This is a genomic window from Acinetobacter sp. BEC1-S18-ESBL-01 (assembly GCF_014169935.1).
GTDB lineage: Bacteria > Pseudomonadota > Gammaproteobacteria > Pseudomonadales > Moraxellaceae > Acinetobacter > Acinetobacter pittii.
Window position 1 is genome coordinate 856,616 of sequence record NZ_AP022302.1, and the last position, 25,830, is coordinate 882,445.

General features: G+C 38.4%; 25 protein-coding genes, 3 tRNA genes and 1 pseudogene. 14 read left to right on the forward strand and 15 right to left on the reverse strand.

The window, feature by feature from the left end; all coding sequences use genetic code 11:
* The first annotated feature begins 98 nt into the window (after window positions 1-98).
* Window positions 99-1,754 (forward strand): poly alpha-glucosyltransferase, encoded by a 1,656-nt coding sequence (locus tag H7R46_RS04075; RefSeq protein ID WP_032012682.1) that lies wholly within the window; start codon window positions 99-101, stop codon window positions 1,752-1,754.
* A complete protein-coding gene (locus H7R46_RS04080; RefSeq protein WP_005067580.1) occupies window positions 1,751-3,481 on the forward strand; it encodes a CapA family protein in 1,731 nt (576 codons plus the stop codon). Before H7R46_RS04075 ends, H7R46_RS04080 begins: the two co-directional genes overlap by 4 nt.
* Here the strand turns inward: H7R46_RS04080 and H7R46_RS04085 are convergent.
* On the reverse strand, window positions 3,478-4,194 hold the full coding sequence (locus H7R46_RS04085) for a metalloprotease (protein WP_182924243.1): 717 nt from the start codon (window positions 4,192-4,194) through the stop codon (window positions 3,478-3,480). The genes H7R46_RS04080 and H7R46_RS04085 overlap by 4 nt on opposite strands.
* A gap of 81 nt (window positions 4,195-4,275) precedes the next feature.
* Here H7R46_RS04085 and H7R46_RS04090 point away from each other — a divergent pair, with 81 nt between their 5' ends.
* Both H7R46_RS04090 and H7R46_RS04095 read left to right on the forward strand, forming a co-directional pair.
* Window positions 4,276-4,605: an MGMT family protein gene (locus H7R46_RS04090; RefSeq protein WP_005067582.1), complete on the forward strand. Its 330-nt coding sequence runs from the start codon at window positions 4,276-4,278 to the stop codon at window positions 4,603-4,605.
* Window positions 4,606-4,630: 25 nt separating this feature from the next.
* The gene (locus H7R46_RS04095; protein WP_005067585.1) at window positions 4,631-5,380 is read left to right on the forward strand and encodes a hypothetical protein; all 750 of its coding nucleotides are present in this window, start codon (window positions 4,631-4,633) and stop codon (window positions 5,378-5,380) included.
* Between the two features lie 41 nt (window positions 5,381-5,421).
* Here the strand turns inward: H7R46_RS04095 and H7R46_RS04100 are convergent, their stop codons facing one another.
* The 3 genes from H7R46_RS04100 to H7R46_RS04110 all read right to left on the reverse strand — a co-directional run bounded on the left by H7R46_RS04100 (window position 5,422) and on the right by H7R46_RS04110 (window position 7,117).
* Entirely contained in the window at window positions 5,422-5,859 is a 438-nt protein-coding gene (locus H7R46_RS04100; RefSeq protein WP_004790445.1) for a universal stress protein, read from the reverse strand.
* Window positions 5,860-5,980: 121 nt separating this feature from the next.
* Window positions 5,981-6,613: a CatB-related O-acetyltransferase gene (locus H7R46_RS04105; protein WP_005067587.1), complete on the reverse strand. Its 633-nt coding sequence runs from the start codon at window positions 6,611-6,613 to the stop codon at window positions 5,981-5,983.
* Window positions 6,614-6,724: 111 nt separating this feature from the next.
* Window positions 6,725-7,117, reverse strand: a complete 393-nt coding sequence (locus H7R46_RS04110) for a RidA family protein (protein ID WP_005067589.1) — start codon at window positions 7,115-7,117, stop codon at window positions 6,725-6,727.
* Between the two features lie 139 nt (window positions 7,118-7,256).
* Between H7R46_RS04110 and H7R46_RS04115 the strand changes: the two genes are divergently transcribed.
* Window positions 7,257-7,856: a TetR/AcrR family transcriptional regulator gene (locus H7R46_RS04115; protein ID WP_005067592.1), complete on the forward strand. Its 600-nt coding sequence runs from the start codon at window positions 7,257-7,259 to the stop codon at window positions 7,854-7,856.
* 68 nt (window positions 7,857-7,924) lie between these two features.
* Here H7R46_RS04115 and greA read toward each other — a convergent pair whose 3' ends face one another.
* From greA to carA, 3 genes are all read right to left on the reverse strand, one after another.
* Entirely contained in the window at window positions 7,925-8,401 is a 477-nt protein-coding gene (greA, locus tag H7R46_RS04120; protein ID WP_002115570.1) for a transcription elongation factor GreA, read from the reverse strand.
* An 88-nt stretch (window positions 8,402-8,489) separates the two neighbouring features.
* Window positions 8,490-11,720, reverse strand: a complete 3,231-nt coding sequence (gene carB, locus H7R46_RS04125; protein WP_005067595.1) for a carbamoyl-phosphate synthase large subunit — start codon at window positions 11,718-11,720, stop codon at window positions 8,490-8,492.
* Between the two features lie 14 nt (window positions 11,721-11,734).
* Entirely contained in the window at window positions 11,735-12,874 is a 1,140-nt protein-coding gene (carA, locus tag H7R46_RS04130; protein WP_005067597.1) for a glutamine-hydrolyzing carbamoyl-phosphate synthase small subunit, read from the reverse strand.
* Window positions 12,875-13,010: 136 nt separating this feature from the next.
* Here carA and H7R46_RS04135 point away from each other — a divergent pair.
* Both H7R46_RS04135 and H7R46_RS04140 read left to right on the forward strand, forming a co-directional pair.
* Window positions 13,011-13,157 (forward strand): annotated as a pseudogene (locus H7R46_RS04135) (hypothetical protein); the annotation flags it as partial.
* 29 nt (window positions 13,158-13,186) lie between these two features.
* Window positions 13,187-13,774, forward strand: coding sequence for a hypothetical protein (locus tag H7R46_RS04140; protein ID WP_005067600.1), 588 nt, complete (start codon window positions 13,187-13,189; stop codon window positions 13,772-13,774).
* 60 nt (window positions 13,775-13,834) lie between these two features.
* On the opposite strand, the gene H7R46_RS04145 is transcribed toward H7R46_RS04140, so the two are convergent.
* Together H7R46_RS04145 and yhbY are read right to left on the reverse strand one after the other, a co-directional pair.
* Window positions 13,835-14,371 carry a DOMON-like domain-containing protein gene (locus H7R46_RS04145; RefSeq protein ID WP_002115550.1) on the reverse strand — a complete coding sequence of 179 codons (537 nt, stop codon included), beginning with the start codon at window positions 14,369-14,371 and terminating at the stop codon, window positions 13,835-13,837.
* 16 nt (window positions 14,372-14,387) lie between these two features.
* Window positions 14,388-14,711: a ribosome assembly RNA-binding protein YhbY gene (yhbY, locus tag H7R46_RS04150; protein WP_002115576.1), complete on the reverse strand. Its 324-nt coding sequence runs from the start codon at window positions 14,709-14,711 to the stop codon at window positions 14,388-14,390.
* A gap of 199 nt (window positions 14,712-14,910) precedes the next feature.
* On the opposite strand from yhbY, the gene rlmE reads away from it, so the two are divergent.
* From rlmE to H7R46_RS04170, 4 genes are all read left to right on the forward strand, one after another.
* Window positions 14,911-15,561: a 23S rRNA (uridine(2552)-2'-O)-methyltransferase RlmE gene (rlmE, locus tag H7R46_RS04155; protein WP_000235573.1), complete on the forward strand. Its 651-nt coding sequence runs from the start codon at window positions 14,911-14,913 to the stop codon at window positions 15,559-15,561.
* 133 nt (window positions 15,562-15,694) lie between these two features.
* Window positions 15,695-17,590, forward strand: a complete 1,896-nt coding sequence (ftsH, locus tag H7R46_RS04160; protein WP_005803954.1) for an ATP-dependent zinc metalloprotease FtsH — start codon at window positions 15,695-15,697, stop codon at window positions 17,588-17,590.
* 136 nt (window positions 17,591-17,726) lie between these two features.
* On the forward strand, window positions 17,727-18,578 hold the full coding sequence (folP, locus tag H7R46_RS04165; RefSeq protein WP_005067606.1) for a dihydropteroate synthase: 852 nt from the start codon (window positions 17,727-17,729) through the stop codon (window positions 18,576-18,578).
* A 135-nt stretch (window positions 18,579-18,713) separates the two neighbouring features.
* Complete coding sequence (locus H7R46_RS04170) at window positions 18,714-19,028, forward strand: DUF5713 family protein (protein WP_005067609.1); 315 nt, start codon at window positions 18,714-18,716, stop codon at window positions 19,026-19,028.
* Here the strand turns inward: H7R46_RS04170 and H7R46_RS04175 are convergent, their stop codons facing one another.
* Together H7R46_RS04175 and H7R46_RS04180 are read right to left on the reverse strand one after the other, a co-directional pair.
* Complete coding sequence (locus tag H7R46_RS04175; RefSeq protein WP_016802917.1) at window positions 19,029-19,406, reverse strand: hypothetical protein; 378 nt, start codon at window positions 19,404-19,406, stop codon at window positions 19,029-19,031.
* A 40-nt stretch (window positions 19,407-19,446) separates the two neighbouring features.
* A tRNA-Leu gene (locus tag H7R46_RS04180) sits at window positions 19,447-19,532 on the reverse strand.
* 196 nt (window positions 19,533-19,728) lie between these two features.
* Here H7R46_RS04180 and H7R46_RS04185 point away from each other — a divergent pair.
* Entirely contained in the window at window positions 19,729-21,531 is a 1,803-nt protein-coding gene (locus H7R46_RS04185) for an alkaline phosphatase D family protein (RefSeq protein ID WP_002115536.1), read from the forward strand.
* Between the two features lie 103 nt (window positions 21,532-21,634).
* Here the strand turns inward: H7R46_RS04185 and H7R46_RS04190 are convergent.
* Window positions 21,635-21,720: transfer RNA gene (locus H7R46_RS04190), tRNA-Leu, on the reverse strand.
* An 11-nt stretch (window positions 21,721-21,731) separates the two neighbouring features.
* Window positions 21,732-21,805, reverse strand: a tRNA-Cys gene (locus H7R46_RS04195).
* 152 nt (window positions 21,806-21,957) lie between these two features.
* Between H7R46_RS04195 and folD the strand changes: the two genes are divergently transcribed.
* On the forward strand, window positions 21,958-22,806 hold the full coding sequence (folD, locus tag H7R46_RS04200; protein ID WP_086260899.1) for a bifunctional methylenetetrahydrofolate dehydrogenase/methenyltetrahydrofolate cyclohydrolase FolD: 849 nt from the start codon (window positions 21,958-21,960) through the stop codon (window positions 22,804-22,806).
* A 256-nt stretch (window positions 22,807-23,062) separates the two neighbouring features.
* Window positions 23,063-23,731, forward strand: coding sequence for a class I SAM-dependent methyltransferase (locus H7R46_RS04205; RefSeq protein ID WP_005067614.1), 669 nt, complete (start codon window positions 23,063-23,065; stop codon window positions 23,729-23,731).
* A 21-nt stretch (window positions 23,732-23,752) separates the two neighbouring features.
* Here the strand turns inward: H7R46_RS04205 and H7R46_RS04210 are convergent, their stop codons facing one another.
* Together H7R46_RS04210 and H7R46_RS04215 are read right to left on the reverse strand one after the other, a co-directional pair.
* The gene (locus H7R46_RS04210; RefSeq protein WP_002115580.1) at window positions 23,753-24,175 is read right to left on the reverse strand and encodes a hypothetical protein; all 423 of its coding nucleotides are present in this window, start codon (window positions 24,173-24,175) and stop codon (window positions 23,753-23,755) included.
* Between the two features lie 117 nt (window positions 24,176-24,292).
* Window positions 24,293-25,624 carry an MFS transporter gene (locus H7R46_RS04215; RefSeq protein WP_005803945.1) on the reverse strand — a complete coding sequence of 444 codons (1,332 nt, stop codon included), beginning with the start codon at window positions 25,622-25,624 and terminating at the stop codon, window positions 24,293-24,295.
* Window positions 25,625-25,830: the final 206 nt, after the last annotated feature.

Below are 25,830 nucleotides of genomic sequence, written 5' to 3' on the forward strand. Positions count from 1 at the left end.
TGTTTAAACAATACGTTAACTTAGCTTTTTATATGTTCATGCTATGATGGATTGAAAACTTTATAGAACAACAAATAACGGATAGGGACTGATTTCGAGTGACAGCATTTTTAAACTTCCAAAGACAACTGAACCTTTGGTTAGAACATATCGCTCCACATGCTTCCGCTTTTCAGGATGAAACAATTTTATTTATATCTTATGGGCCTAAAGACCAAAGATGTAACGTATGGCATAGTGAAAAAACAAACTTTTCTCAAGCAAAAATACAATTATTAGCTTTCATTAATGACCAGTTTGCACATGAGTCACTTGTTGATTATATAAAAATTGATGTTGCATATAATTTAACGAAACAAGTTTGGACAGTAGTAGAGCAGCAGGTCCATCATCAATTTCACAATAACCACTACCGTAAAGGTATTGGATTTGATGAACACTGTTCAGTGGTTTTTCTGGAGCAAGAGATTTATGGAAAGGCAATTATTCGAGGTTTGAGCTATGACAAACCCAACTTTTTTGACGAAACAAATCTGAATTATGCAATTAAGCAAAAATATAACGCGACTAAACCACAGATTAAACTACAAGAGCTACAAGACATTTGGACTTTTGATACCTACGCAGCATTTTATGAAAATGGGCAATTCATTAATTTAGCGAGCGGTTATGATGCGAATGGTATTAGGGCGATTTCGAGCAATAAGAAACAGCATTTTCAGTCGTTAATTGAAAAAAATTCGGCATTTTTGCATGATCAAATTCAAGAAAATGGCAAATTTATCTATGGCTATTTTTCTGCCTATGATCGAGATATTCGTAACTACAATACGGTACGCCACTGTACCTCGGTGTATGCGTTGCTGGAAACATTTGAAGTGCAGAGCAAACCAGAATATTGGCCCAAGATACATGCTGCTATCCAATATTCACTGACCAACTTTTATAAAGAAAAAGACTCAGAAACTGCTTTCATGATTGATGGTAAAGAAGGGGAATTTGAAATTAAATTAGGTGCCAATGCGGCTGCTATTTTAATGTTAACTAAATATCAAGAAATTACTCAAAAAACTAATTATCAAAAATATGCAGAGAAACTTGCAAATGGTATTTTAAAATTAATAGATTCAAATGGCTCAACGACTCATGTATTAAATTATCCAGATTATGATTTAAAAGAAAAATTCAGAATTATTTATTATGATGGTGAAGCTGCTTTAGCTTTATTAAGGTTATATCAAATTAACCAAGATTCTAGATTATTAGAAACTGTTAAATTAATGTTTGAATGTTTTATTGAAAAGAGATATGAAAAATACCATGATCATTGGTTAAGTTACTGTACAAATGAACTCACTAAAATATGCCCTGAAGATAAATATTTTATTTTTGGTTTAAATAATTATTTAAAACATTTTATTTTTATTCGCAATCGAAAAACGACTTATGCGACTTTACTAGAAATGTTAATGGCTGCTTATAAAATGGTAAGCCGCTTAAAAGAGCAGGGGCGCACAGTACTTTTTGAGCAGGCGTATATGCCTGAGCTTCAAAAATTAATTGAGTTTAGAGCTGATTTTCAAACGACAGGATTTTTTTATCCGGAAATGGCGATGTATATGGCTCGGCCAGATAAAATTTTACATGCGTTTTATATTCGTCATGATCGTTTTCGAGTACGGATTGATGACCAAGAGCATAACTTATCAGGTTATATCGCTTACGTAAAAGATTACAAGGGATATGAACCATGAAGTATCAACCCGTTGAAATCAAATTATTGGCTCATATCGACACTACAAGTTTCGATGAAGCTTTATGGCAATTCGAATTTGACGATGATATTTCAAAACTACTTCTAATCGACTACGCATTAGAACAATTTCAGCAAAAAAATGTACAAGCTCAAGATGTCTATGTTGTGCCACAAAATATGAGTAAGCACATTGGACAACAAAAATTAGGTTTAAAAACATCAGAAAGTTATACATTTACCGAGTTATTGCAGTTCTTAATTTTTACTCAAGCAGCAGATGTAAAAGATGCTTTAAGTAAGATGCTCTGTGGTACAAATGAGCAAGCATCTTTAATTTTCTCTAAAAGAGCCGCTACCTATAACTTAACTTTAAAAAATGAAGCTACCCAAAATCAACTAAAGCATTTGTTTTTATTGATCAGAAAAATTTATAGCTATCCCAATGATATAAAAGAACTATTCTTTATAAAGGAGCTGAATTTTCAAGGAAAGTCTTATCTCCCTCATACACCATTAATGGGACAGCATGTAGTAGAGGTCTTATATCTTACAAACTCATTTAGAAAAATTTATCTCACTTTCTTTGAAGAAAACCAAACGATCGGTTTCTTTTCTTTTTTAGATGATATTCAGCGTGCTGAGCACTTAATTCCTTATTATCACTGTTTTCAAGCACAGACTATAAGACCTAAAGTTTGCTCAGCTCCAAGTGGCATTATTAACATTCTAGGCGATACCTACTTTGGGGAAATCTACACTGAAAAACGTAAGGCTAGAGGGCAAATAGATGCTCTGCAACAGTATGGATATGACTATTCTTTTAAAAAAATAAAAGCTTTTTTAGGTGAACATGACTTAAATATTGCTAACTTTGAAGCGGTATTTTCTTTAGAAAACCAATCTCCTTTAGGTCATAAAAAGCCTTTTATTCTTAAAGCTGATGCTGAACAAACATTAGCAGCATTCAAAAATATTCACCTTAATCATGTGGCCTTGGCAAACAACCATCTAAAAGATTATGGGGATCGTGGGCTGACCTATACATTACAACAGTTGGATCAGGCTAACATTTCTTATATTGGTGCTGGTGTAAACCAAAAAGATGCTCATAACTACTTTGAGCTCTCTTTTGAAAATAAGCGCTATGCTATTTTTAACGGATACTGGCACAGAGATACTGCCTATCTCGATTATGATTTTTATGCTTTAGGTCATAAGAGTGGGGTCGCGTGTTTAAATGGTGTTTTGCTTGAACAAATAGGGCGCTATAGGCTGACTCATCCTGAACATAAAATTATTGTTATTTGCCATTGGGGTGTCGACTTTAAGCCCATTACAAAAGAGCAGAGTAAGCTTGCTGTGATTCTAACCCAAGCTGGCGCTGACTTGATCATTGGTCATGGTGCTCATACTATTCAACCTGTCCAGATCATCAACCAAAAGCCAGTCGTGTTTGGTATTGGAAATGCTGTGTTTAATAGCAATGGCGAATATGAAAAACACAATGCTTTACCATTGGGTTGTATAGCAAGGTTAGACTTGTCAAAAGACTTACTTCGTCTTTATCCAATTTACACCAATAATTTGAAAACATTTTGGCAGCCATATCCAGTCAATGCTGAAGATCTCTTAAAAGCTAGTACTTACATGACATCTTCACTGACCCCTGAAAATTACATCGCTACCCAAGATAACTTAGGAGCATATATTGAAATTAAATTTTAGGGATATAGTTTGTATGTCGATAAAATAGTTTGAAGTTGTACTGGCGTAAATCCTAAATTCCTTAAGCCACCACTTCCTAATTTCCATTCGGCGCTTGCCATGATGTTTGTTGGAGTACGTTTTGTAGCTTTTGGTGCACAAACATGTTTTAGTCCAAACACATGTCCCATTTCATGCACGCTACCAGCCTGAATATTATAATTGAGGCGGTTCCAGTCTAATAAAATAAAGGGTTTGCCATTATTACGAAAAGCTCTACTTGTTACATCTTCAAATTTCCATTTCGTTGAGTAGGCATCATAAATAAAAACAATCACTTCTTTACTTGCAGTTCGTTTCGGAAAACACGTATTTACACTGGCAGGAATGGTTTCAATAGTAATTGGGTAGGGCTGATTAATCTGTTGTTTTAAATCACAATGTAATTTTGAAAACTCTTCATAAGGAATATAACGATGTAATTTAAATTTAAAAATTTTATTATTTTTATCATCTACATAGTATTTATTTAATATTTTAATTTCCTTACGCATCTGTTGATAATTATCAAACTTTGTAGCTTCTGGAGAGTTGGTTGTAAAAACAAAAGTGACCGGAATAATAGGGCGGCCATCTGTAGAGACTTTAGGTGTTTCTCCTAAAGGAAGAGGAGGGCGTGTAGTACAAGAAACGCATAATAAAGTGCCAGTAATCACCAGTAATGTTTTTTTCATGCAGATTTCCCTCAAGCCCACCTTGGATTGCATTTAGTTTTGTTCAAAATTTTTTATATGATATGAATGATGTCAATTTTTATGGAGTCCATTTTGACAACTCAGTATGAACTACATCGGCAAATTTTAGAAGTCATTGCTTTGATTCCTTACGGAAAAGTTGCAACGTATGGACAAGTGGCTCGTATGGCAGGATTACCAAAACATGCGAGATTAGTGGGCTATGTTTTGAAACATCTTGAAGCTGATTATCAAGTTCCTTGGTATCGTGTGATTAATTCTCAAGGCAAAATTAGCCTAAGTAAATTTAATGAAAAAGGTGAAAATATTCAGCAGTTAAAGCTAGAAGCTGAAGGAGTCTATTTGTTAAACGGTAAAGTAAACTTAAAGCAATTTGCTTGGCAGCCTTAATATTTATGTTAGAGAGTAAATACACATGCAAAAGAATAATAAATGGTGTAGTGGAGCAGTATTACTTTTAAGTTTGATGGCGCAGGTGAGTTATGCTGAAAAGGATATTTCAACTCAACCTTTTGCAAATATAAAGGCTTCTCAGCAAGACATAGATTTGATATGCAAGCAACTGAGACAGAAATGCAGTGGTGACGCTATCCTGTGGAAGGGAAAAAATACGCAAGATTCGATTTATTACCTAATAGATGAAAGTCCACAAATTGTTCAGGTTAAGAAGCAAAATAATCAATTTAAAGTAGTTGATCAATGGGACTTTAAAGATTATCAACATCATAATAAAGAGCCTCACACCGATGATTTGGCACCAGATGGATTACAAATCTTTCCAGCTTTATATCCATTAAATAAAAATGAGTTTGCAATCGCAGTAGTTAATAAATGGTTTACGGGTTACTCAGGAGGAGGGCGTTTTGAAGAAAATGCTGACTTTATTAAGCTTAAACCCCATGGGAAGTATCAAGTCGCACTAAAAGATATTGCTTTTTCTTCACGAGAAATGATTCGAGCATGTTTTTCAGAACAAGATTATAAAAAATCGCCCCATTGTCATGATGAGGCATGGATGATACTAAACATTCAATTTAAAGATGTGGGGCAACCATATTATTTATGGCAATTAAATTATAAAAATTATTCTTGGGAAGCTTTCAAAAGTAAAAAAACGATAACGGTTGAGCAATCGCGTGAAGAGGTTATGCCTTTTAAGAAATAGAAGCCTATCTTGCTCACTTTAGCCAGACAGGCATTCTCACTTTAGCGAACAATTAACACAGGAATATGGCTTTCCCCTAAAACTTTTTGTGCAACACTTCCCAACACGAGTTTTCGGACTCCCGTGCGGCCATGAGAACCCATGACAATCAGATCTGCATTTAAGTCTTGAGCAGCCTGAATGATTTCCTCGTGTACAACAAAGCCTTCCAACAGTTTGGTTTCAACAGTAATGCCTTCGTTGGCAAATTCTTGTTTTGCTTTTTCTAAAATGTCGAGCAAATAAGTTCTTGTACGTTCAATCAACTCATTAGTTTGGCCAGTTTTTACGTAGACATCAGCAATAAATGGATCAAGTGCCATCACTTGTACAACTGTAATTTTACTATTTAACGCTTTTCCCAGCTTAATGGCCTCTTTCATGGCGACCATAGAGGTTTCAGAACCGTCAATTGGTACTAGAATATGTTGATATAACATGAGTATTTTCCTTATTGTAATGATGCTTATTTATTAATACTTTATACCTATTTTTTGACGATTTAAATTCAAGCAAGTAATCATTTGTGATTTTATAACGACAAATTTTGTAGATAAATTTTTATAAATTGCGCAAATTTTCTATATGTGTAGATAAAGCATCAATATCGTCAGTTTGAAGATATTCACGTATTTTCAAAATTTGCTTCTCATCTAAATCATAAAGTTTTAAAGCAAGTAGTTTGTCGATTTGTTCTTGAGGAAAGCGATATTTAATAATTTTCGCAGGCACTCCACCTACAATTGCATAAGGAGGAACATCTTTAGTGACTACGGCTCCAGTGGCGACCACTGCACCTTCACCTAGTTTGACACCTTGCATAATCATGGCACGGCTACCAATCCAGCAGCCATCAGCAATTACAGTATCGCCAGCCACCAAAAAACTTCGAGTATCAAAAGGAAAAGTTGAAATCCAGTCTGGTCTGTGAAGTTGGTTACCACCCATCATGATCACACACTCAGCGCCAAAACAAACAAAATTACCAATATAAAGCTGGTCAATTGGCTTGTCTGGAGTAGAGGGCTTGTCATGTAAATAGCGTACGACACAACGTTCAAAACCCTGATCCCAATAAGCTGAATAGTAAGAATAATTTCCTTTAATATGGATATTTGGATTTCTCACAGTTTTGGAAATAAACTCAAATTCGCACCAATGACGAACAGGGGAGCCAATTAACTTTTCAGCCATAAGGGAAATATAAAAAAGAGAATACGCCATTATACCGAATTGCGATTCAAGCTGAACCCATAATCTCAGCCCAGCCAATGAATCGAATGTTAAAGCGCGTGCTAATTTGAACTAATTATTATGAGGAATACGTGCAATAACTTTAATCTCAAAATCAAAGCCTGCTAACCAAGTTACGCCCACAGCGGTCCAATTAGGATAAGGCTTTTGTGTAAAGATCTGATTTTTAACTTTCATAATGCTTTCAAACTGCCGTTCTGGATCGGTATGAAAGGTGGTGACATCAATAATATCATCGAAAGTACAACCAGCTGCTTTCAGTGTCTCTGCTAAGTTCTTAAAAGCTTGGATCACCTGTTTTTCAAAATCAGGTACAGGTGAGCCATCTTCAAGGCTACCAACCTGTCCTGAAACAAAGAGTAAATCCTTCGATTGAATTGCGGCTGAATAACCATGCTGTTCATATAAGGCATGGCGGTCTTTAGGAAATATTGCAGTTCTCATCAGGTTTGTTCTCCTTCAGTATTTAAATACCAATCAGTAAATGTCGCTCAGGTTTCACATACGCCTCGTATGTAAACATAATTGACATACGAGACGTATGTCAATTAAAATTTTTTGTGATGATGAGCTGGTGAAATACATGTCTGTTCGTGAACAAAAGATGGCGGAAACCCGCAAGAAACTGATTGAAGTAGCACGTCGTGCATTTGCTGAATATGGCTATGCAGATACTTCAATGGATAAACTCACGGCAGAAGCAGGGTTGACCCGTGGGGCGCTGTACCATCATTTTGGTGACAAGCGTGGTTTATTTGCTGCAGTGGTCGATCAAATTGATTCACAGATGGCAGAATATGCCCAGCAGCATTTAGAGCAGCCTGATGATCTTTGGGAAGGATTGCTACTTGAAGGGCAGACCTATATTCAAAGTGCTTTAAATCCTGAGTTTCAGCGTATTGTGTTACGTGATGGACCTGCAGTGCTGGGCGATCCAGCGCATTGGCCAAGTCAAAACAGATGTCTGCAGTCTACTCGTAAGTGCGTTGAACAGCTATTGACAGCAGAACAAATTAAAATTGTAGACCCAGAAGCGGCAGCAGTGCTTTTAAATGGGGCTGCCATGAACGCAGCATTATGGGTAGCTTCTAGTGAATATCCTGAACAGGTACTTCCTGAAGCCTTAAATGCTTTTAAAATCTTTGCATCAGGCTTTTTAAAAATGCATAGTGAACTTTTTTAATAATTGTTTGAAATATAAAAAACCCCTCAATTGAGGGGTTTTATAGTTTCAGTATATCTATTTATAAATTAAAGATATTCTACACTTACGATTTCATATTCCACTTCGCCTTGAGGAGTAACGATTTTTACTTCATCACCTTCACTCTTGCTCAAAAGGCCACGTGCGATTGGTGAGTTCACTGAGATTTTATTGATTTTAAAATCAGCTTCATCATCACCAACAATTTTATAAGTCTTGCGTTCTTCAGTATCAAGGTTTTCAATCGTTACCGTAACACCGAATACAACACGACCGTTTTGTTCTAAGTCCTTAACATCGATGACTTGTGAAGCACCCAATTTTCCTTCGATATCTTGGATGCGTCCTTCACAGAAACCTTGCTGTTCACGAGCAGCATGGTATTCTGCATTTTCTTTTAAGTCCCCATGTTCACGTGCTTCAGCAATTGCTTGAGTAATACGTGGACGTTCAACAGATTTCAGATGTTGTAATTCTTTCTCTAAGGCGATTTTACCTTCAGGGGTCATTGGATAACGTTGCATTTCGGTCCCTCTTAAGTTGAGAAAACACAGTTAAAAAAATGAAAAAATCCCGCCACCGATAAGGTGACGGGACTTATCGGTAAAAAAATTAACCTACAGTTAAATCTTGCAAGCGGTATACATCCATTGGCAATTTCACAGCAAAGGCTTGGCAAACAGCTTCTGCGCCATTGATAGTCGTTGTGTAATACACTTTGCCTTGTAGGGCAGCACGACGAATCATTGCAGAGTCATATTGAGCCTGTTTACCTTCAGTGGTATTGACAATAAGGTGTATTTCACCATTTTTCAAGCGGTCAACAATATGTGGACGACCTTCAGTAACTTTATTTACAGATTCACATTCTAAACCTGCTTCTTTAAGCACTTGGTAAGTACCACCTGTTGCAACAAGCTTGAAGCCATATTCAACTAATTTCTTAGCGATATCAGCGATATATTTCTTGTCAGATTCACGTACTGATAAGAAAGCATGTTTTACTTCGCCTTCAGTTGGTAAACCAGGTAAGCGTTCATTTGAGCCTAAAACAGCTTTATAGAATGCTTCACCAAATGTTTTACCTACGCCCATCACTTCACCTGTAGATTTCATCTCAGGTCCAAGCATAGGGTCTACGCCTTGGAATTTAGCGAATGGGAAAACGGCTTCCTTCACAGCAAAATGAGTTGGAATGATTTCTTTAGTAAATCCTTGAGATTCAAGAGATTGACCTGCCATACAACGCGCAGCAACTTTCGCTAAAGAATCACCAATACACTTCGATACGAATGGAACTGTACGTGAAGCACGTGGGTTAACTTCTAGAACGTAAATATCGTCACCTTTTACAGCGAACTGAACGTTCATCAAGCCAACAACGCCAAGTTCTTTTGCCATCGCAATCGTTTGACGACGCATTTCATCCTGAATTTCTTTTGATAAAGAATAAGGAGGAATCGAACATGCAGAGTCACCTGAGTGAATACCAGCTTGTTCAATATGCTGCATGATACCGCCGATCACAACGTCTTTACCGTCAGATACACAGTCAACATCAACTTCAGTTGCGTCATCTAGGAAACGGTCAAGAAGAACAGGGGCTTCATTAGATGCTTGAACTGCTTCACGAAGGTAACGTTTAAGTTCTTCTTCGTTATATACGATTTCCATTGCACGACCACCTAATACATAAGATGGGCGAACAACAAGCGGATAACCTACTTTTGCAGCTTCAGAGATACCTTCTTCAGCAGATTTTACAATGCTGTTGTTTGGTTGACGAAGCTGTAAACGTTGAATCATTTGTTGGAAACGTTCACGGTCTTCAGCACGGTCAATCGCATCTGGTGATGTACCGATAATTGGAGTACCTGCTTCTTCTAAAGCACGTGCCAATTTAAGCGGAGTTTGACCACCGTACTGTACGATTACGCCTTTAGGCTTCTCTGTACGTACGATTTCAAGTACATCTTCAAGTGTTACAGGCTCGAAGTATAGACGGTCAGATGTGTCATAGTCGGTAGAAACAGTTTCAGGGTTACAGTTCACCATGATTGTTTCGTAACCGTCTTCACGCATAGCTAATGCAGCGTGTACACAGCAGTAGTCAAATTCGATACCTTGACCAATACGGTTTGGACCACCACCAATGACCATGATCTTGTCACGGTTTGATGGATTTGCTTCACATTCTTCATCGTAAGTTGAATACATGTATGCAGTACCAGACTCAAACTCTGCTGCACATGTATCAACACGTTTGTAAACTGGATAAACACCCAAGTTCCAACGTTGTTTACGGAATTGCTTTTGTGAAATGCCCATGAGGTGAGCAATACGAAGGTCAGATAAACCTTTACGCTTGAACGAACGGATGTTGTCAGCGTTTAAGTCACCAAAACCTAAAGTTTTCACTTGAGCTTCAGTTTTAACGATGTCTTGAATCTGAATAAGGAACCAACGGTCAATTTTAGTTGCTTCGAAAACTTCATCTAAAGAGAAACCATGACGGAAAGCGTCCGCTACATACCAGATACGCTCAGGACCCGGAACTTTAAGTTCTTTTAGAATAATTTCTTTTGCATTTGTTGCACCAGCTTCGATTTTTTCATCAAAACCGCTTACACCAACTTCAAGACCACGTAATGCTTTTTGTACAGATTCTTGGAAGTTACGGCCAATTGCCATCACTTCACCAACAGATTTCATCTGAGTGGTAAGAACTGGTTCAGCTTGCGGGAATTTCTCGAAGTTAAAACGAGGAATTTTCGTTACAACATAGTCAATTGATGGTTCGAAGCTTGCAGGAGTTACGCCACCAGTGATGTCATTTTTCAATTCATCAAGAGTATAACCAACAGCAAGTTTTGCTGCGATTTTAGCAATCGGGAAACCTGTTGCTTTAGAAGCAAGTGCAGATGAACGAGATACACGAGGGTTCATCTCGATAACAACCATACGGCCGTCTTTCGGGTTAATACCGAACTGAACGTTAGAACCACCTGTCTCAACACCAATTTCACGAAGAACTGCAACCGAAGCGTTACGCATCAATTGGTATTCTTTGTCAGTTAATGTCTGAGCTGGTGCTACAGTGATTGAGTCACCAGTGTGTACGCCCATTGGGTCGAAGTTTTCGATCGCACATACGATAATACAGTTGTCATTTTTGTCACGAACAACTTCCATTTCGTACTCTTTCCAACCAATTAAAGATTCATCGATCAATAACTGGTGAGTAGGAGAGAGATCAAAACCACGTTCACAAATCTCAAGGAATTCTTCACGGTTATATGCAATACCGCCACCCGAACCACCCATTGTGAATGATGGACGGATAATTACCGGGAAACCAAAGCGTGACTGGATTTCTAAAGCTTCTTCCATTGTTTCAGCAATGGCAGCTTTTGGACATTCCAAGCCAATTTTACGCATAGCGATATCGAAGAGTTTACGATCTTCGGCTTTCTCAATTGCGTCTTTAGTTGCACCAATTAATTCAACATTATATTTCTCAAGAACGCCGTGCTCATCAAGTGCAAGAGCACAGTTCAACGCAGTTTGGCCACCCATAGTTGGCAATACTGCATCTGGACGTTCTTTTTCAATAATCTGTGCAACTGTTTGCCAAGTAATTGGCTCAATATAAGTTGCATCAGCCATTGAAGGGTCTGTCATAATGGTTGCTGGGTTAGAGTTAACCAAAATAACACGGTAGCCTTCTTCACGAAGCGCTTTACACGCTTGAGCACCTGAGTAGTCAAACTCACATGCCTGACCAATCACAATCGGGCCAGCACCAATAATTAAGATGCTTTTAATATCCGTACGTTTAGGCATTATTCGCTCCTTAATTACTGTTTAGATGCTTCGATAAGTTCGATGAAATGATCGAACAATGGGGCACAATCATGTGGACCAGGGCTTGCTTCAGGGTGACCTTGGAAGCTGAAAGCTGGTTTGTCTGTACGATGAATCCCTTGTAAGGTGCCATCGAACAATGATTTATGCGTTGCTTTTAAGTTAGCCGGTAAAGTTTCAGCATCTACAGCGAAACCATGGTTTTGTGAAGTAATCATCACTGTACCATCTTCAAGATTTTGTACAGGGTGGTTAGCACCGTGGTGACCATGGTTCATTTTTACAGTTTTTGCACCAGAAGCGAGTGCCAAGATTTGGTGGCCTAAGCAAATACCAAATACAGGTAATGTTGTGGTTTCAACAATAGTTTTTACAGCTTCGATTGCATAATCACAAGCAGCTGGATCGCCAGGGCCATTTGAAAGGAATACGCCATCCGGATTAAGTGCCAATACTTTTTCAGCCGGAGTTTCTGCAGGTACAACGGTTAATTTGCAACCGCGGTCTGCAAGCATACGCAAGATGTTGGTTTTGACACCGTAATCGTATGCAACTACATGATATTTTAATTCAGGTTGAGAGAAGCCTTGGCCTAGAGTCCATGAACCTTCAGACCATTCAAAACCAGTTGGATCACAACATTCTTTTGCAAGGTCTAAACCGTTTAAGCCACCAAAAGCGCGAGCTTTGGCAATTGCTTCTTCTTCAGTAATATTTTCGCCAGCAAGGATGCAACCATTTTGTGCACCTTTGTCACGCAAAATACGTGTTAATTTACGTGTATCAATATCCGCGATTGCAACAACATTGTGTTCTTGCAAATATTCACTCAAAGACTGCTCAGCACGGAAGTTACTGTGTAGTAGAGGAAGGTCACGAATAATTAAACCATTCGCCCATACTTTATGGATACGACCAGATTCAACGTCTTCTGCGTTGCAGCCAGTGTTTCCGATATGAGGGTAAGTTAATGTCACAATTTGTTGTGCATAACTTGGGTCAGTCAAAATTTCTTGATAGCCTGTCATGGCTGTGTTAAAAACGACTTCTCCAGTCGTACTTCCCGTTGCGCCGATTGACGTTCCTTTAAAGATCGTTCCATCTGCGAGGGCTAAAATGGCGGGGGTGCTCAAACCAAAGCTCCTGAATTTCGGCTGTAAAAAAGCGAGTAGACCCAAAAAAGATAGGCGATGTTGTGATAAAACATGCCCCTCCCTATCGGTCTGCTCGCTTGTAACTTAACAGCGTATTATACGCATGGAACCTTAAAAAGTCTATTTATTTTCTGCTAAAAAACATAATTCATTGCTTGATTTTTACAAAAAAATTATCCGCTCATCCGAATCAGTTACTTTTGATAAATTGTCTAACAATTTGCTGGCTGAATTTTTAGAACTGGATTTATTGTATTGCTAGTTAAAAAATAAACAATATGAGGAAATAGTATGAGTAATGATCAAGTTTCAAAAGATGTAAGGGAGAAAGCTCAAGCAGTTGTTGATTCGGTAAAAGCTGAGGTGAATGAAGTGAAAAAAACCGTAGCAGCTACTACAACTAAAGCAAAAAGAACAGCAACTGCTAAAACTGCGCAAGTAAAAGAAAGTGTTGCCGAGAAAACTGAGCAGATTAAAGAAGTTGCTACAGAAGCGAAAACTCAGGTGAAAGAAGCTATCACTGAAACTCAAGAGCAGGTCAAAGAAGTTTTAAGCGAAACTCAAGAAAAAATTGAAGCTGAAACTCATGAGTTAAACAAGAATATTCAAAATCAATTTGTTCAAATTAAACAAGATATTCTACAACGTCTTGATGTGATTAAAGCTCAGTTTAGCACCTCACAAGAAGGACTATCTGAACTTAAAAATGCTTTGAAAGCAGAAATTAACGCACTTATCGAAGATTTGACTAAAGTCAGTAAAGAACTTAAAGGTGATATTAGCCAGATTTCTTTGAAGCACAAAGATTCTTTAAGTGAAAGTATTAAGCGTACTAAAAATAATGCAGTTGAAGCTTGGAATAAAGCACGAGATAACTAATGATCTTAGCTTTTAGCCAGCTATAAAAAAAGCGAGAATTAATTTCTCGCTTTTTTACTTTTAAAACTGATGTAACCAGTCACGCTTATTATGGAAATCCGCACTTTTTCCACTATGCTGCATTGCATAGTACTGCATACCTTCTTTGGTTTTTAAAACTGCAGTTAAACCTAAATAAAGGTTTGCCCATTTCAAGCGATGCTGTTGCATAAATTGTCCCAAATCAAGACTAACATTTAAGCCATAATGAGTACGCTTGAGATGGTTCAGTTCGATATCGTAAGCAGCAAGGGGAGGCATACTTTCTGGATAGCGATATTCTTCAAACTGATAAGACTGCCATGCTTGAGAAGGGGAAAGGTTAATTTCCCGATAATAATCTTCATCATGCACGCCAACAAAAATTTCGAAACAAGTTTCTTCCCACAAAAAATCCTGACGCGGATGAGCCGCGACTTCTTGGGGCCAGACAATGAGTTGATTTGGATCACGAATCCAAAAACCGACATTTAAGGTGTGCGGTGCTTGCTGTTCAATTGCGCCAACAACAGAAACAGCATGAAAACGATCAAAAGCTGAAAGTTCGTAACTTGCCATAGTTTGTCAAATCAACTTAGTTTGCTAAATGAGCGTGGCGAACAAGATTAGACAAATGCTGGTTTTGCTTAGCTGCTTTTTTGTAAAGTAAAACAATTTTACCAATCTTTTGCACAGCTTCTGCGCCAGTCGCTTCTACAATTGCATCAATTACAGCAGTACGTGCTTCACGGTCTTCACCAGCAACTTTAACTTTGATAAGTTCGTGGTCGTTTAAAGCACGAAGAGTTTCTTCGATAACAGCATCTGTTAAGCCTTGTCCACCAATCATGACAACCGGATTAAGCACATGACCAATTTGACGTAAACGTTTACGTTCATGGATAGATAAAGCGGCCATTAAAAATACCTGATTTTAAAAACGACTTAGTATAGCAAAAAACTTAAATTCAGATGTACGAAAAACTGTATAAATAATCGATCAACATTATTGGAAAAAAACTGTAAAACTTGGTGAGATTACGCTACATCCGTACTGTAATGAGAGTAATTTTCACGTACAATGAACGATCAGAAGTTTTTTTGATATTTAGTGAGTTATGGCAACACGCATTACAAACCAGAAATTGTCGAAAAGTAGTCGTGCGTGGATGAGGGAACATCTAGACGATCCTTTTGTAAAAAAAGCACAAAAGGAAGGGTATCGTGCGCGAGCAGCATATAAACTTCTTGAAATCCAAGAAAAATATAAGTTGATCAAGCCAGGCATGACGGTAGTCGATTTGGGTGCAGCTCCTGGTAGCTGGTCTCAAATTGCTGGAAAACTTGTGGGTAGCAAAGGTTTAGTGATTGCTTCCGATATTTTGCCCATGGATGCTTTGCCTGATGTCACTTTCTTACAAGGCGACTTTAGAGAAGAAGCTGTATTTGAAAAATTGTTAAATATTTTAAATGGGCGACAAGTAGACATTGTAATTTCTGATATGGCCCCCAATACATCAGGTAATAGGGCTGTTGATCAACCTAGACAGATTTACTTATGTGAACTGGCTTTAGATTTTGCTCAAAAGGTTCTTGGTCCTAATGGACAGTTTGTGGTTAAAGTGTTCCAGGGTGCAGGATTTGATGAGTTTCGTAAACAAGTGGTTGATAGTTTTGATGTGTTAAAGACAGCAAAACCAGCAGCTTCTCGGGCGCGCTCTAAAGAAGTTTTTTTGGTTGGACAAGGGCGTAAGAAAGCATTGCAATAAAGTTTACTTGCCAAGCTCCTAAAAATTGTGCATTTTGTACTTTTAGGTTATCCGCAAGCAATACAGTTGCTGTTTTTATGACGATCAGCCAAGATTGGGCATGATCAAATTAGATCGATATGGGAATAAAGCTTTGAGCGATTACTTCAAGAATGCCGTATTGTGGCTAATAATACTTGGTGTTCTGATTTTAATTTTCAGTAATATCAGTGACCGCAATAAGCCTACTGCGATGAAATATTCAGATTTCGTTGCAGCGGTGAATGCTGGCCAAATTAAGCAAGTCACAATTGACGGTTTAAATATTAATGGTGAAAAAACTAACGGATCACAGTTTGAAACTGTTCGTCCGCAAGTTGAAGACACTGAGCTTATGCCGAGCTTAAATAAGCAAAATGTTGTTGTAGAGGGAACAGCTCCTCAACGTCAAGGCATTTTGATGCAACTTCTCATTGCTAGTTTCCCTGTACTGTTAATCATTCTGTTATTCATGTTCTTTATGCGTAACATGGGTGGTGGTGCAGGCGGAAAAAATGGACCGATGAGTTTTGGTAAGTCGAAAGCAAAAATGCTTTCTGAAGACCAAATCAAAGTTAATTTTTCTGACGTTGCCGGCTGTGATGAAGCAAAACAAGAAGTTGTTGAAATTGTAGATTTCTTAAAAGACCCTGCAAAATTCAAACGTTTGGGCGCTACCATTCCTCGTGGCGTACTTATGGTTGGTCCTCCGGGTACTGGTAAAACGTTATTAGCCAAAGCAATTGCTGGTGAAGCTAAAGTTCCTTTCTTCAGCATTTCAGGTTCTGACTTTGTCGAAATGTTCGTGGGTGTGGGTGCGTCCCGTGTCCGTGATATGTTCGAGCAAGCGAAGCGTCATGCGCCTTGTATTATCTTTATTGACGAGATTGATGCAGTAGGACGTCACCGTGGTTCAGGTACAGGTGGTGGTCATGATGAGCGTGAGCAAACCTTGAATCAAATGCTCGTAGAGATGGATGGTTTTGAAGGTAACGAAGGTGTAATCGTAATTGCTGCGACGAACCGTGTTGATGTCTTGGATAAAGCATTATTACGTCCAGGTCGTTTTGACCGTCAAGTAATGGTGGGTTTACCTGACATTCGTGGTCGTGAGCAGATTCTGAATGTACATTTGAAAAAATTACCTTCAGTTACGGGTGTGGATGTTAAAGTTCTATCTCGTGGTACTCCAGGTTTCTCTGGTGCACAGTTGGCAAACCTTGTTAACGAAGCTGCATTATTTGCTGCACGCCGTAATAAGAACACTGTTGACATGCATGACTTTGAAGATGCAAAAGACAAAATCTACATGGGACCAGAGCGTAAATCGATGGTTTTACGTGAAGAAGAACGTCGTGCAACTGCTTATCATGAAGCTGGTCATGCGATTGTTGCTGAGATTTTACCGGGTACAGATCCTGTTCATAAAGTAACGATTATGCCGCGTGGTTGGGCTTTAGGTGTAACTTGGCAGTTACCTGAACAAGACCAAATTAGCCACTATAAAGACAAGATGCTAAACGAAATTGCAATTTTGTTTGGTGGTCGTATTGCTGAAGAAGTATTTATCCAACAGCAATCTACTGGTGCTTCAAATGACTTTGAGCGAGCTACTAAAATGGCACGTGCAATGGTTACGAAGTACGGTATGTCTGACAAAATGGGTGTAATGGTTTACGAAGATGAAAACCAAAATGGTTTCTTTGGTAATGTGGGAAGCCGTACGATTTCTGAAGCAACTCAACAGTTAGTTGATGAAGAAGTACGTCGTATTCTTGATGAGCAATATAAAGTTGCACGTAATATCTTAGAAGGTAATAAAGATATTGCACATGCGATGGTAAAAGCTTTGATGGAATGGGAAACTATTGATCGTGATCAAATCCGTGACATTATGGAAGGCCGTGAGCCACAACCGCCTAAAGTATATGTTGCTGAAAATCCAGTGGCTGCATTTGAACCACCAAAAGATGGTCCATCTACACCACCACCATTGCCAGCAATGAACTAATAATTAGTTAATTAAAAAAGCCACAGTCATGTGGCTTTTTTTATGGGCTTGAGTTTGTTAAAAGCTAAAAACAAATCAACACTATATATAGAGGATAATTGCTAAAATACAGCCTGATTTTAAACTGGAGCTTTTTATGCAACTAATGCCTTTGCCTCAACAGATTTTACAGTGTGGACAGCTTCAGTTGGATCTATCACAGCCTCACGTTATGGGCATATTAAATGTCACACCAGATTCTTTTAGTGATGGTGGAAAGCATAATCAAGTAGATCAAGCGATTGCTTATGCGCTAGCCATGGTAGAGCAAGGCGCTACCATTATTGATATTGGTGGTGAGTCTACCCGTCCAGGAGCATCTGAAGTAAGCGTAGAAGAAGAAATACGAAGAGTTGTGCCCGTAGTTGAAGCTTTAGCTAAACATAATATTGTTCTATCAATTGATACTAGTCAGCCTGATGTTATTCGTGCAGCGAAAGAAGCAGGAGCACATATTTGGAATGATGTACGTGCGCTTACTCGTCCCAATGCTTTAAAAACGGCAGCAGATCTGGATATACCCGTAGTGATCATGCATATGCGTGGTGAGCCGACTACAATGAATCAGTTAGACCAATATACGGACGTAACCTTAGATGTTATAGAGGAGCTCCAGCAGCGCGTGAATGAAGCTTTAAATGCGGGCGTGAAAAAAAATAATATTATTATTGATCCTGGGTTTGGTTTTGCAAAAAATGCTCAGCAAAATTTAAGACTATTAAAAGAATTTTGGAAGCTTGGTGAAATGGGTTATCCGATTTTATCTGGCCTTTCTCGTAAACGTTTTATTGGTGAAGCATTAAAAGGTGCAACTGCAGATCAGCGTGCGGTAGGAAGCGTTACGGGGCATTTGCTTAGTATTCAGCAAGGAGCATCTATTGTTAGAGCGCATGATGTCAAAGCAATGACTGATGCAATTCTAGTTTGGAAGGCGATGATACAAGCTTAACAAAGTAGGCTTTATAAAAATCAGGTAGTAGCTCATTAATTTAATGAGCTAGATGATTGAGTCAGGGAAAAATATCGTTATTCTTTTGAAAATATGTTATAAGCGGCAAGTTTTTGCTGTTGTGTAAACTTTTGTATGTTCGAAGACTTACTTCTCCCGATGTTTGATGATGAATATTATCCAGATATTTTGGTCGCTGAACTCAAGCAGCTCATTGAACAATTTGCTAAAAAAGTTCAGAAGCCTGCCTTAGCTGAGCAGGATATCTATCGATATGCTCATCAAACTGTGATTGAAATTAATGAGATGAAACCTCAGTTCGAAGATCTAGATTCTTCTTTAGATGATAGTGCTGCTGACTATATTGCTGAAGCAATGATGATGGTAGCACAGGAAGCTGGATATTTAGATCTAGAAATGGAAGAGCTGGTGATGAATCGAGAGTGGTGATTACTCTCGATTTTCAATATCTTCAAATGCATCTAATAAGTGGCAAGATGCCTTTAAATGTATTTCGTCTATTTCTTTAATTTTTAAAATTAAAACACCATTCTCTTGATAATCTGCGTCCGCTAACAAACTGACCCAATAAGTTTCTCGTTTTTGTTCCAGCGTTTTAAATTTATCTATTATCTGTTCGGGTGCTTTAACTAAATAATCATCTTTGGTAATAGAGCAACGTGAAAAATACCAATGGTTGTCTTTGAGAGAAAGGGTGCCGGAGAAAAGATCTATGGCGTAAACCTTTGTTATAAAAAGGGTAGTGTAAACGAGTAATAATATTCTTATCATAAAATTCATTTTGATTAGGCATAAAAAAACCAGCATACGCTGGATTCTTTGTAGCACCAAATTCAATATTTGAAAATGGTGCCCGGGGCCGGACTCGAACCGGCACGCTTTGTGGGCGGGGGATTTTAAATCCCCTGTGTCTACCTATTTCACCACCCGGGCATGTGCGCAATAATAGAGGACAAGTGCGCGATTGGCAAGAGAAAATCAGAGTGTTTGCTTTATTTTCAATCAGTTCTTGTTGGTATTTATATAAATTGACCAGTTTATGTCATGATTTGTTCATTAAACTGAGATCAGTTGTTCATCTTATCTACCTAAATTTAAGACACTCATTGCTTAAAACTTAGGTAATTTTATGTCAGAGAAAATTTCACGCCGAGAATTAATTCAAAAAAGTTTATTTGGTTTTGGGGCGCTATCTTTGCCTGTAGCTTTTACGGGGTGTAACGATGGTTCCGATGATGAAAGTCCAGAAGCACAAGCAGATTTCCTTCATGGTGTAGCAAGTGGTGACCCATTGCAGGATAAAGTAATTTTATGGACGCGTTTAACACCAGTAGACCTTAGTGCACCTCTTAAGGTGACTTGGGAAATTGCTACCGATGATCAGTTCAAGCAGAATTTAAAGACTGGTACGGTTCAAACGACTAAAACTGACGATTTTACCGTGAAGGTGGATGCAACAGGTCTACAAGCAGGTACGACTTATTATTATCGCTTTCGATTTGGTAGTAAAGTCTCGCCAATAGGGCAAACTAAAACTTTACCTGTAACTACTAATAAGGTTAGCTTTGCAGTATGTTCTTGTTCTAATTATCCTGCGGGTTATTTTTACGTTTATCGTGAAATGGCAAAACAGAACGTGGATGTAGTGATTCATTTGGGCGATTATATTTATGAATATGGGGCTGATGGCTATGCGACAGAAGATGCTGCAAAGCTGGGCCGTACTTTACCGTCCGATAATAATAAAGAAATTATTGAGTTAGATGGTTATCGCAAGCGTTATGCGCTGTATCGTCAAGATAAAGACTTACAGGCCGCTCATCAGCGTCATCCTTTTATTGTAATTTGGGATGACCATGAGTTAGCAAATGATACTTGGCGTGAAGGGGCTGAGAATCATACGGAAGAAACTCCAAAAGCAAAGAATGAAGGTAAGTTTTTAGAAAGAAAGCTAGCGGCTTTACAAGCTTATTTTGAATGGATGCCTATCCGTCCTATCGATGATCAGCATACTAAGATTTATCGCCGGTTTGATTTTGGGGGGCTTGTCAATTTAATGATGTTAGATACTCGCATTATTGCCCGTGATGAGCAGTTGGATTATGGCAAGTATATAACAGCAAATGGTTTGGATATTGCAAAATTCCAAGCAGATTTGACTAATCCAATGCGGACCTTAATGGGTGAAACTCAGCGTGAGTGGTTATTAGGTAGTAAAGAGAAAAATATAGTAGGTGTCTTACAAAGTTCAACTGCAACATGGAATGTTGTGGGACAGCAAGTCTTAATGAGTAAAATGTGGATTCCTGCTGAGTTGTTGGCATCGCTGGGGCAAATTACTTCAGGCGGAACATCGCCAGATACGTTAGCTAAAATGAATGCGCAAATTACAGAATTAGTCACATTAAAATTACGATTAGAGCAGGGTGATCCAACTTTAACTGTTCAAGAAAAAGCTCGAGTCACAACTTTAGTTCCATATAACCTTGATGCTTGGGATGGTTACTATGCTGAGCGAGAGTTCTTTTACACTAAATTGGCAGAGTTTAATAAGAAAATTATTGTTTTGGCAGGCGATACCCATAATGCGTGGACATCTTACTTATATAGCCAAAAGGGTGAATATGTCGGGGTTGAACTGGCGACAAGTTCGGTTTCTTCACCGGGTCTTGAAAAATATTTAAGTATTCCGCTAGCTCAGTTGCAGCAATTTGAATTTGCCTTTACGACGCTTATCGATGAATTGGCATATTGTAATTTAAATCAGCGGGGTTATTTGATGGTTACACTAGATGATAAGCAGGTGCTGTCGGATTGGATTTTTGTAGATTCAATTAAAAATGCAGAATATAAAGTAGATTCTAGTCGAGGTTATCAATTGGTGTTGGATGCGAATTTAACACCTGAAAAAGATAAGCAAAAAACTGCTTAAATATATGGGGCGAGAAAGGGATGCTAATAAGTATCCTTTTTTTAGACATAAAAAAACCAGCTTTCGCTGGATTCTTTACGACACCAATTTCTGTACTAGAAAATGGTGCCCGGGGCCGGACTCGAACCGGCACGCTTTGTGGGCGGGGGATTTTAAATCCCCTGTGTCTACCTATTTCACCACCCGGGCTTTACCAAATTTGGAGGCGGAGGTCGGAATCGAACCGGCGTCCACGGAGTTGCAGTCCGCTGCATGACCACTCTGCCACCCCGCCTACATTTGGTGATGCACATATTAGCAACCTTTACAAAAAAAACAATACTGTTTTGAGATAAGATGAACATAAAAGCAACATCTAGAATAAATTTGTCCAAATAATCATGTATTATTGGCACATTAAATTCATGTCTACCTTGGAGATGTGCTGTGGCATTGGTTTTAGACGGTCGCGCATTAGCAAAGCAAATTGAAGAAAATTTGTCAGTACGTGTTGAAGCTTTAAAAGCTAAAACAGGTCGTACCCCAATTTTGGCGACTATTTTAGTTGGGGATGATGGTGCATCTGCAACTTATGTACGCATGAAAGGAAATGCTTGCCGTCGAGTAGGCATGGATTCTTTAAAAATTGAATTGCCACAAGAAACGACAACAGAACAATTATTAGCTGAAATTGAAAAACTTAATGCTAACCCAGATGTACATGGCATTCTTTTACAACATCCAGTTCCAGAGCAAATTGATGAGCGTGCATGTTTCGATGCAATCTCATTAGCTAAAGATGTTGATGGTGTAACCTGTCTTGGTTTTGGCCGTATGGCTATGGGTGAAGCGGCATATGGTTCAGCGACTCCTGCTGGCATCATGACCATTTTAAAAGAAAACAATATCGAAATTGCTGGTAAACATGCGGTTGTGGTTGGCCGTTCTGCAATTTTAGGTAAACCAATGGCAATGATGCTTTTGCAAGCCAATGCAACAGTAACGATTTGCCATTCACGCACACAAAACTTACCTGAGCTTGTGAAACAAGCTGACATTATTGTGGGTGCAGTTGGTAAAGCTGAACTTATCCAAAAAAACTGGATTAAACAAGGTGCAGTGGTTGTAGATGCTGGTTTCCATCCTCGTGATGGCGGTGGCGTAGGTGATATTCAATTACAAGGTATTGAAGAAATTGCTTCTGCTTATACACCAGTACCAGGTGGTGTTGGTCCAATGACCATTACAACTTTGATTCGTCAAACTGTAGAAGCTGCTGAAAAAGCTTTAGGTTAATTTAATTAACGCTAGGCTGTTATTTGATACGCGTAACCGTCATCCGCAATTGTTTGAGGCAGAAATACGTTAAAAATTTAATGTTTCTGCGATGCTTTCGATTCTAGAGAGTATCTGCCGAGTTTTGCGGATGACAATGGTTTTGCCTACTTTTCCCGAAAGAAAAGTAGGTCCAACCGAAGGTTATTCTAAAAATTCAAATCATAATGGAATGACTCTGTTATGCTTGTTATAAAAATGAATTAAAAGAAATCTGATGAGCTGCACCTTTCAACTGTCCAAAGCCCCTGAACATTTACTTCAAGCACTGAATGAAGTTATTCCCAATTGTGAGTTGATGGCACAACAGTTGCCTGAAACGCCTATTTCTTTATGGTTAATTCCACCAGTTTTTTCAACTGATCGCTTAGATGATGAAGTTATTCGTCGTATTTGGAATGATACGCCGTATTGGATTTTTTGTTGGGCATCTGGTTTAGCGATGGCGCAGTGGTTACTTGCAGAGCCGGACCATGTTAAGGATAAAGTTGTTTTGGATTTTGGAGCGGGTTCTGGTGTCGTCGCAATTGCTGCAAAAATGGCAGGAGCGAAACGAGTCATCTGCTGTGATATCGATCAAGTTAGTTTGAATGCTTGCCGTGAAAACGCTTTACTTAATAATGTTGAGCTAGAATATTTAGATGATTTATATAAGGCTGAGCAAGTTGATGTTTTATTGGCAGCTGATGTTTTATACGATCAATGTAACCGCTTTTTCTTAGATGAATTTTTAAAGTTTGCGCCAGAAGTCTGGGTGGCTGATAGCCGTGTTAAAAACTTTAGTCATCCCAAATATGAAAAAATTGAAGAAAGAAGTGCTTCTACATGGCCAGATCTAGATGAAGCTAAAGAGTTTAGAAATGTAAGTTTTTATAAGACGCTGTAAAAGAACAGCGTCTTTTTTATTTTATGAACAAGTATAACGAACAACTTTTAGTGTGCTTGGACGTGCTTCAAGCGCTTGGCGAGTCGCATAGTCTTCACCATTATTTAAGCTAGGTGTATTTGATAAGCCAAAAGAAGCACGAGTTTCGCCGAGTTGAATTCCATAATGCTCATCTTTCGCTGGATTAGGAATTTCATTGATACTCAAAATTGATAATTTATAAACTTTCTGAGCACCTAGCACATTCTGACAAGCGCGTTGTAATTTACGTTCATCGAGTTGCTGGTTATTACGACCCGCTAAAGTGTAAGCTAAAGTCGCCGAAGTTTTTGTTTGGTTTTCAATCTGGTATCCAGTTGAACCATTATATTGTCGAGGGGTAGTCTGACAAGCAGTTAAAACAAACATACTACTTAATGCCAAGCATAAAATACTTCTATTCATCAGTATCGTCCTTATTTTCTTATAGCTAGTATCTCATAAAATACAAAGGTTGTTGGGGCTTAATCTCATGATTTGAGCTAACATCGGCGAACGATATTAGCCCTTATTGATAAAATATTAGTGTTCTTTAATTTTTGAGTGATGCTTGGTGTCTTTCATAAAAATATAAATAATGAGAGAAATGAAGATCATGATACTTACATAAATAAAGTACCAAGATTCATGCCCAGCTTCTTTAAAACTTAAAGCAAAGAACTCTGCTGTTCCGCCAAATAATGTATTGGCAATCGCGTAAGGTAATGCAACACCTAGAGCGCGAATGTGTGCAGGGAAGAGCTCGGCTTTAACTACAGCATTAATTGAAGTGTAACCAGTCACCATTACGAGACCCCCAAAACATAACCAGAAAGCTGTCCAGTAATTATGTGTATTTGCAAGTGCATCAAATAAAACGTATGTGAATAAAACACCTGTTATTCCGAAGAAAATCATAAGGGGTTTTCGACCAATGCGATCCGACAGAGCACCCGCTACAGGCTGTAGACACATAAAAATAAATAGCGCTAAAGTTGTAATTTGAGTGGCTTCAGGTTTAGTAAATCCAGAAGTATTGACCAAATATTTTTGCAAATAAGTCGTGTAAGTATAAAAAGCTAAAGTCCCGCCAGCGGTTAAAAACAATACTGTAAAAGCTTCTTTAGGGTAATGTTTAAATAAAGCAAACATGCCTGATTTAGGCTGGTCTGTTTCTGCCTGAGCATTTTTAAAAGATTGAGTTTCTAGTAGGCCACGTCGAATACGGAAAACTACAATAGCAAGTAAAGCCCCAATAAAGAATGGGATACGCCATCCCCAATCATGTAGTTGTTCTTCAGTTAATACCATTTGTAATATTAATAGAACACATAGGGCTGTGAGCTGGCCAGCAATCAATGTTACATATTGGAAGCTAGAGAAAAAACCACGTCGATTTCTTTCAGCCATTTCACTTAAATAGGTAGCACTAGCACCATATTCACCGCCTACACTTAAGCCTTGAATTAAACGGGCGACAACTAAAAGAAGAGGAGCAAATACACCAATACTTTCATAACTTGGCGTCACGGCAATAAGCAGCGAACCTATACACATTAAAGTGACGGAAAGCGTAAGACCCGCTTTGCGTCCTTTACGGTCTGAATAGATTCCCATAATCCATGCGCCGATGGGACGCATTAAAAAGCCTACAGCAAAAATTGCGGCCGCTTGAAGGAGCTGAGCCGTCTGGCTACCTTTCGGGAAAAAAGCATGAGCAAAATAGAGCGTGAATGCTGCATATACATACCAGTCGTACCATTCAACAAGGTTACCGGCAGAACCGCCCAAAATTGATTTTAGACGAGTTTTTGTATCTAAATTAGAATGTGGAGTTGTTGCGGTAGAAGGTTGATCAACCATGAGTCGCTCCATGTTTCGCTTGGGTTGAATGCTAAAAAAGAGAAGATTTATTCCGTTTTTACATATTTTCTAGAGGAGTATTTCACTTTATTTTTTTTATGTCTGTAAAACAATGTTTATTATTTAAGCAAAGGAATAAGTTGAATATTTATGTGATTTCAATTTAGCCGATCAATATATTTTCATCATCTAATTCTCATATGTTGCATATTATTTTT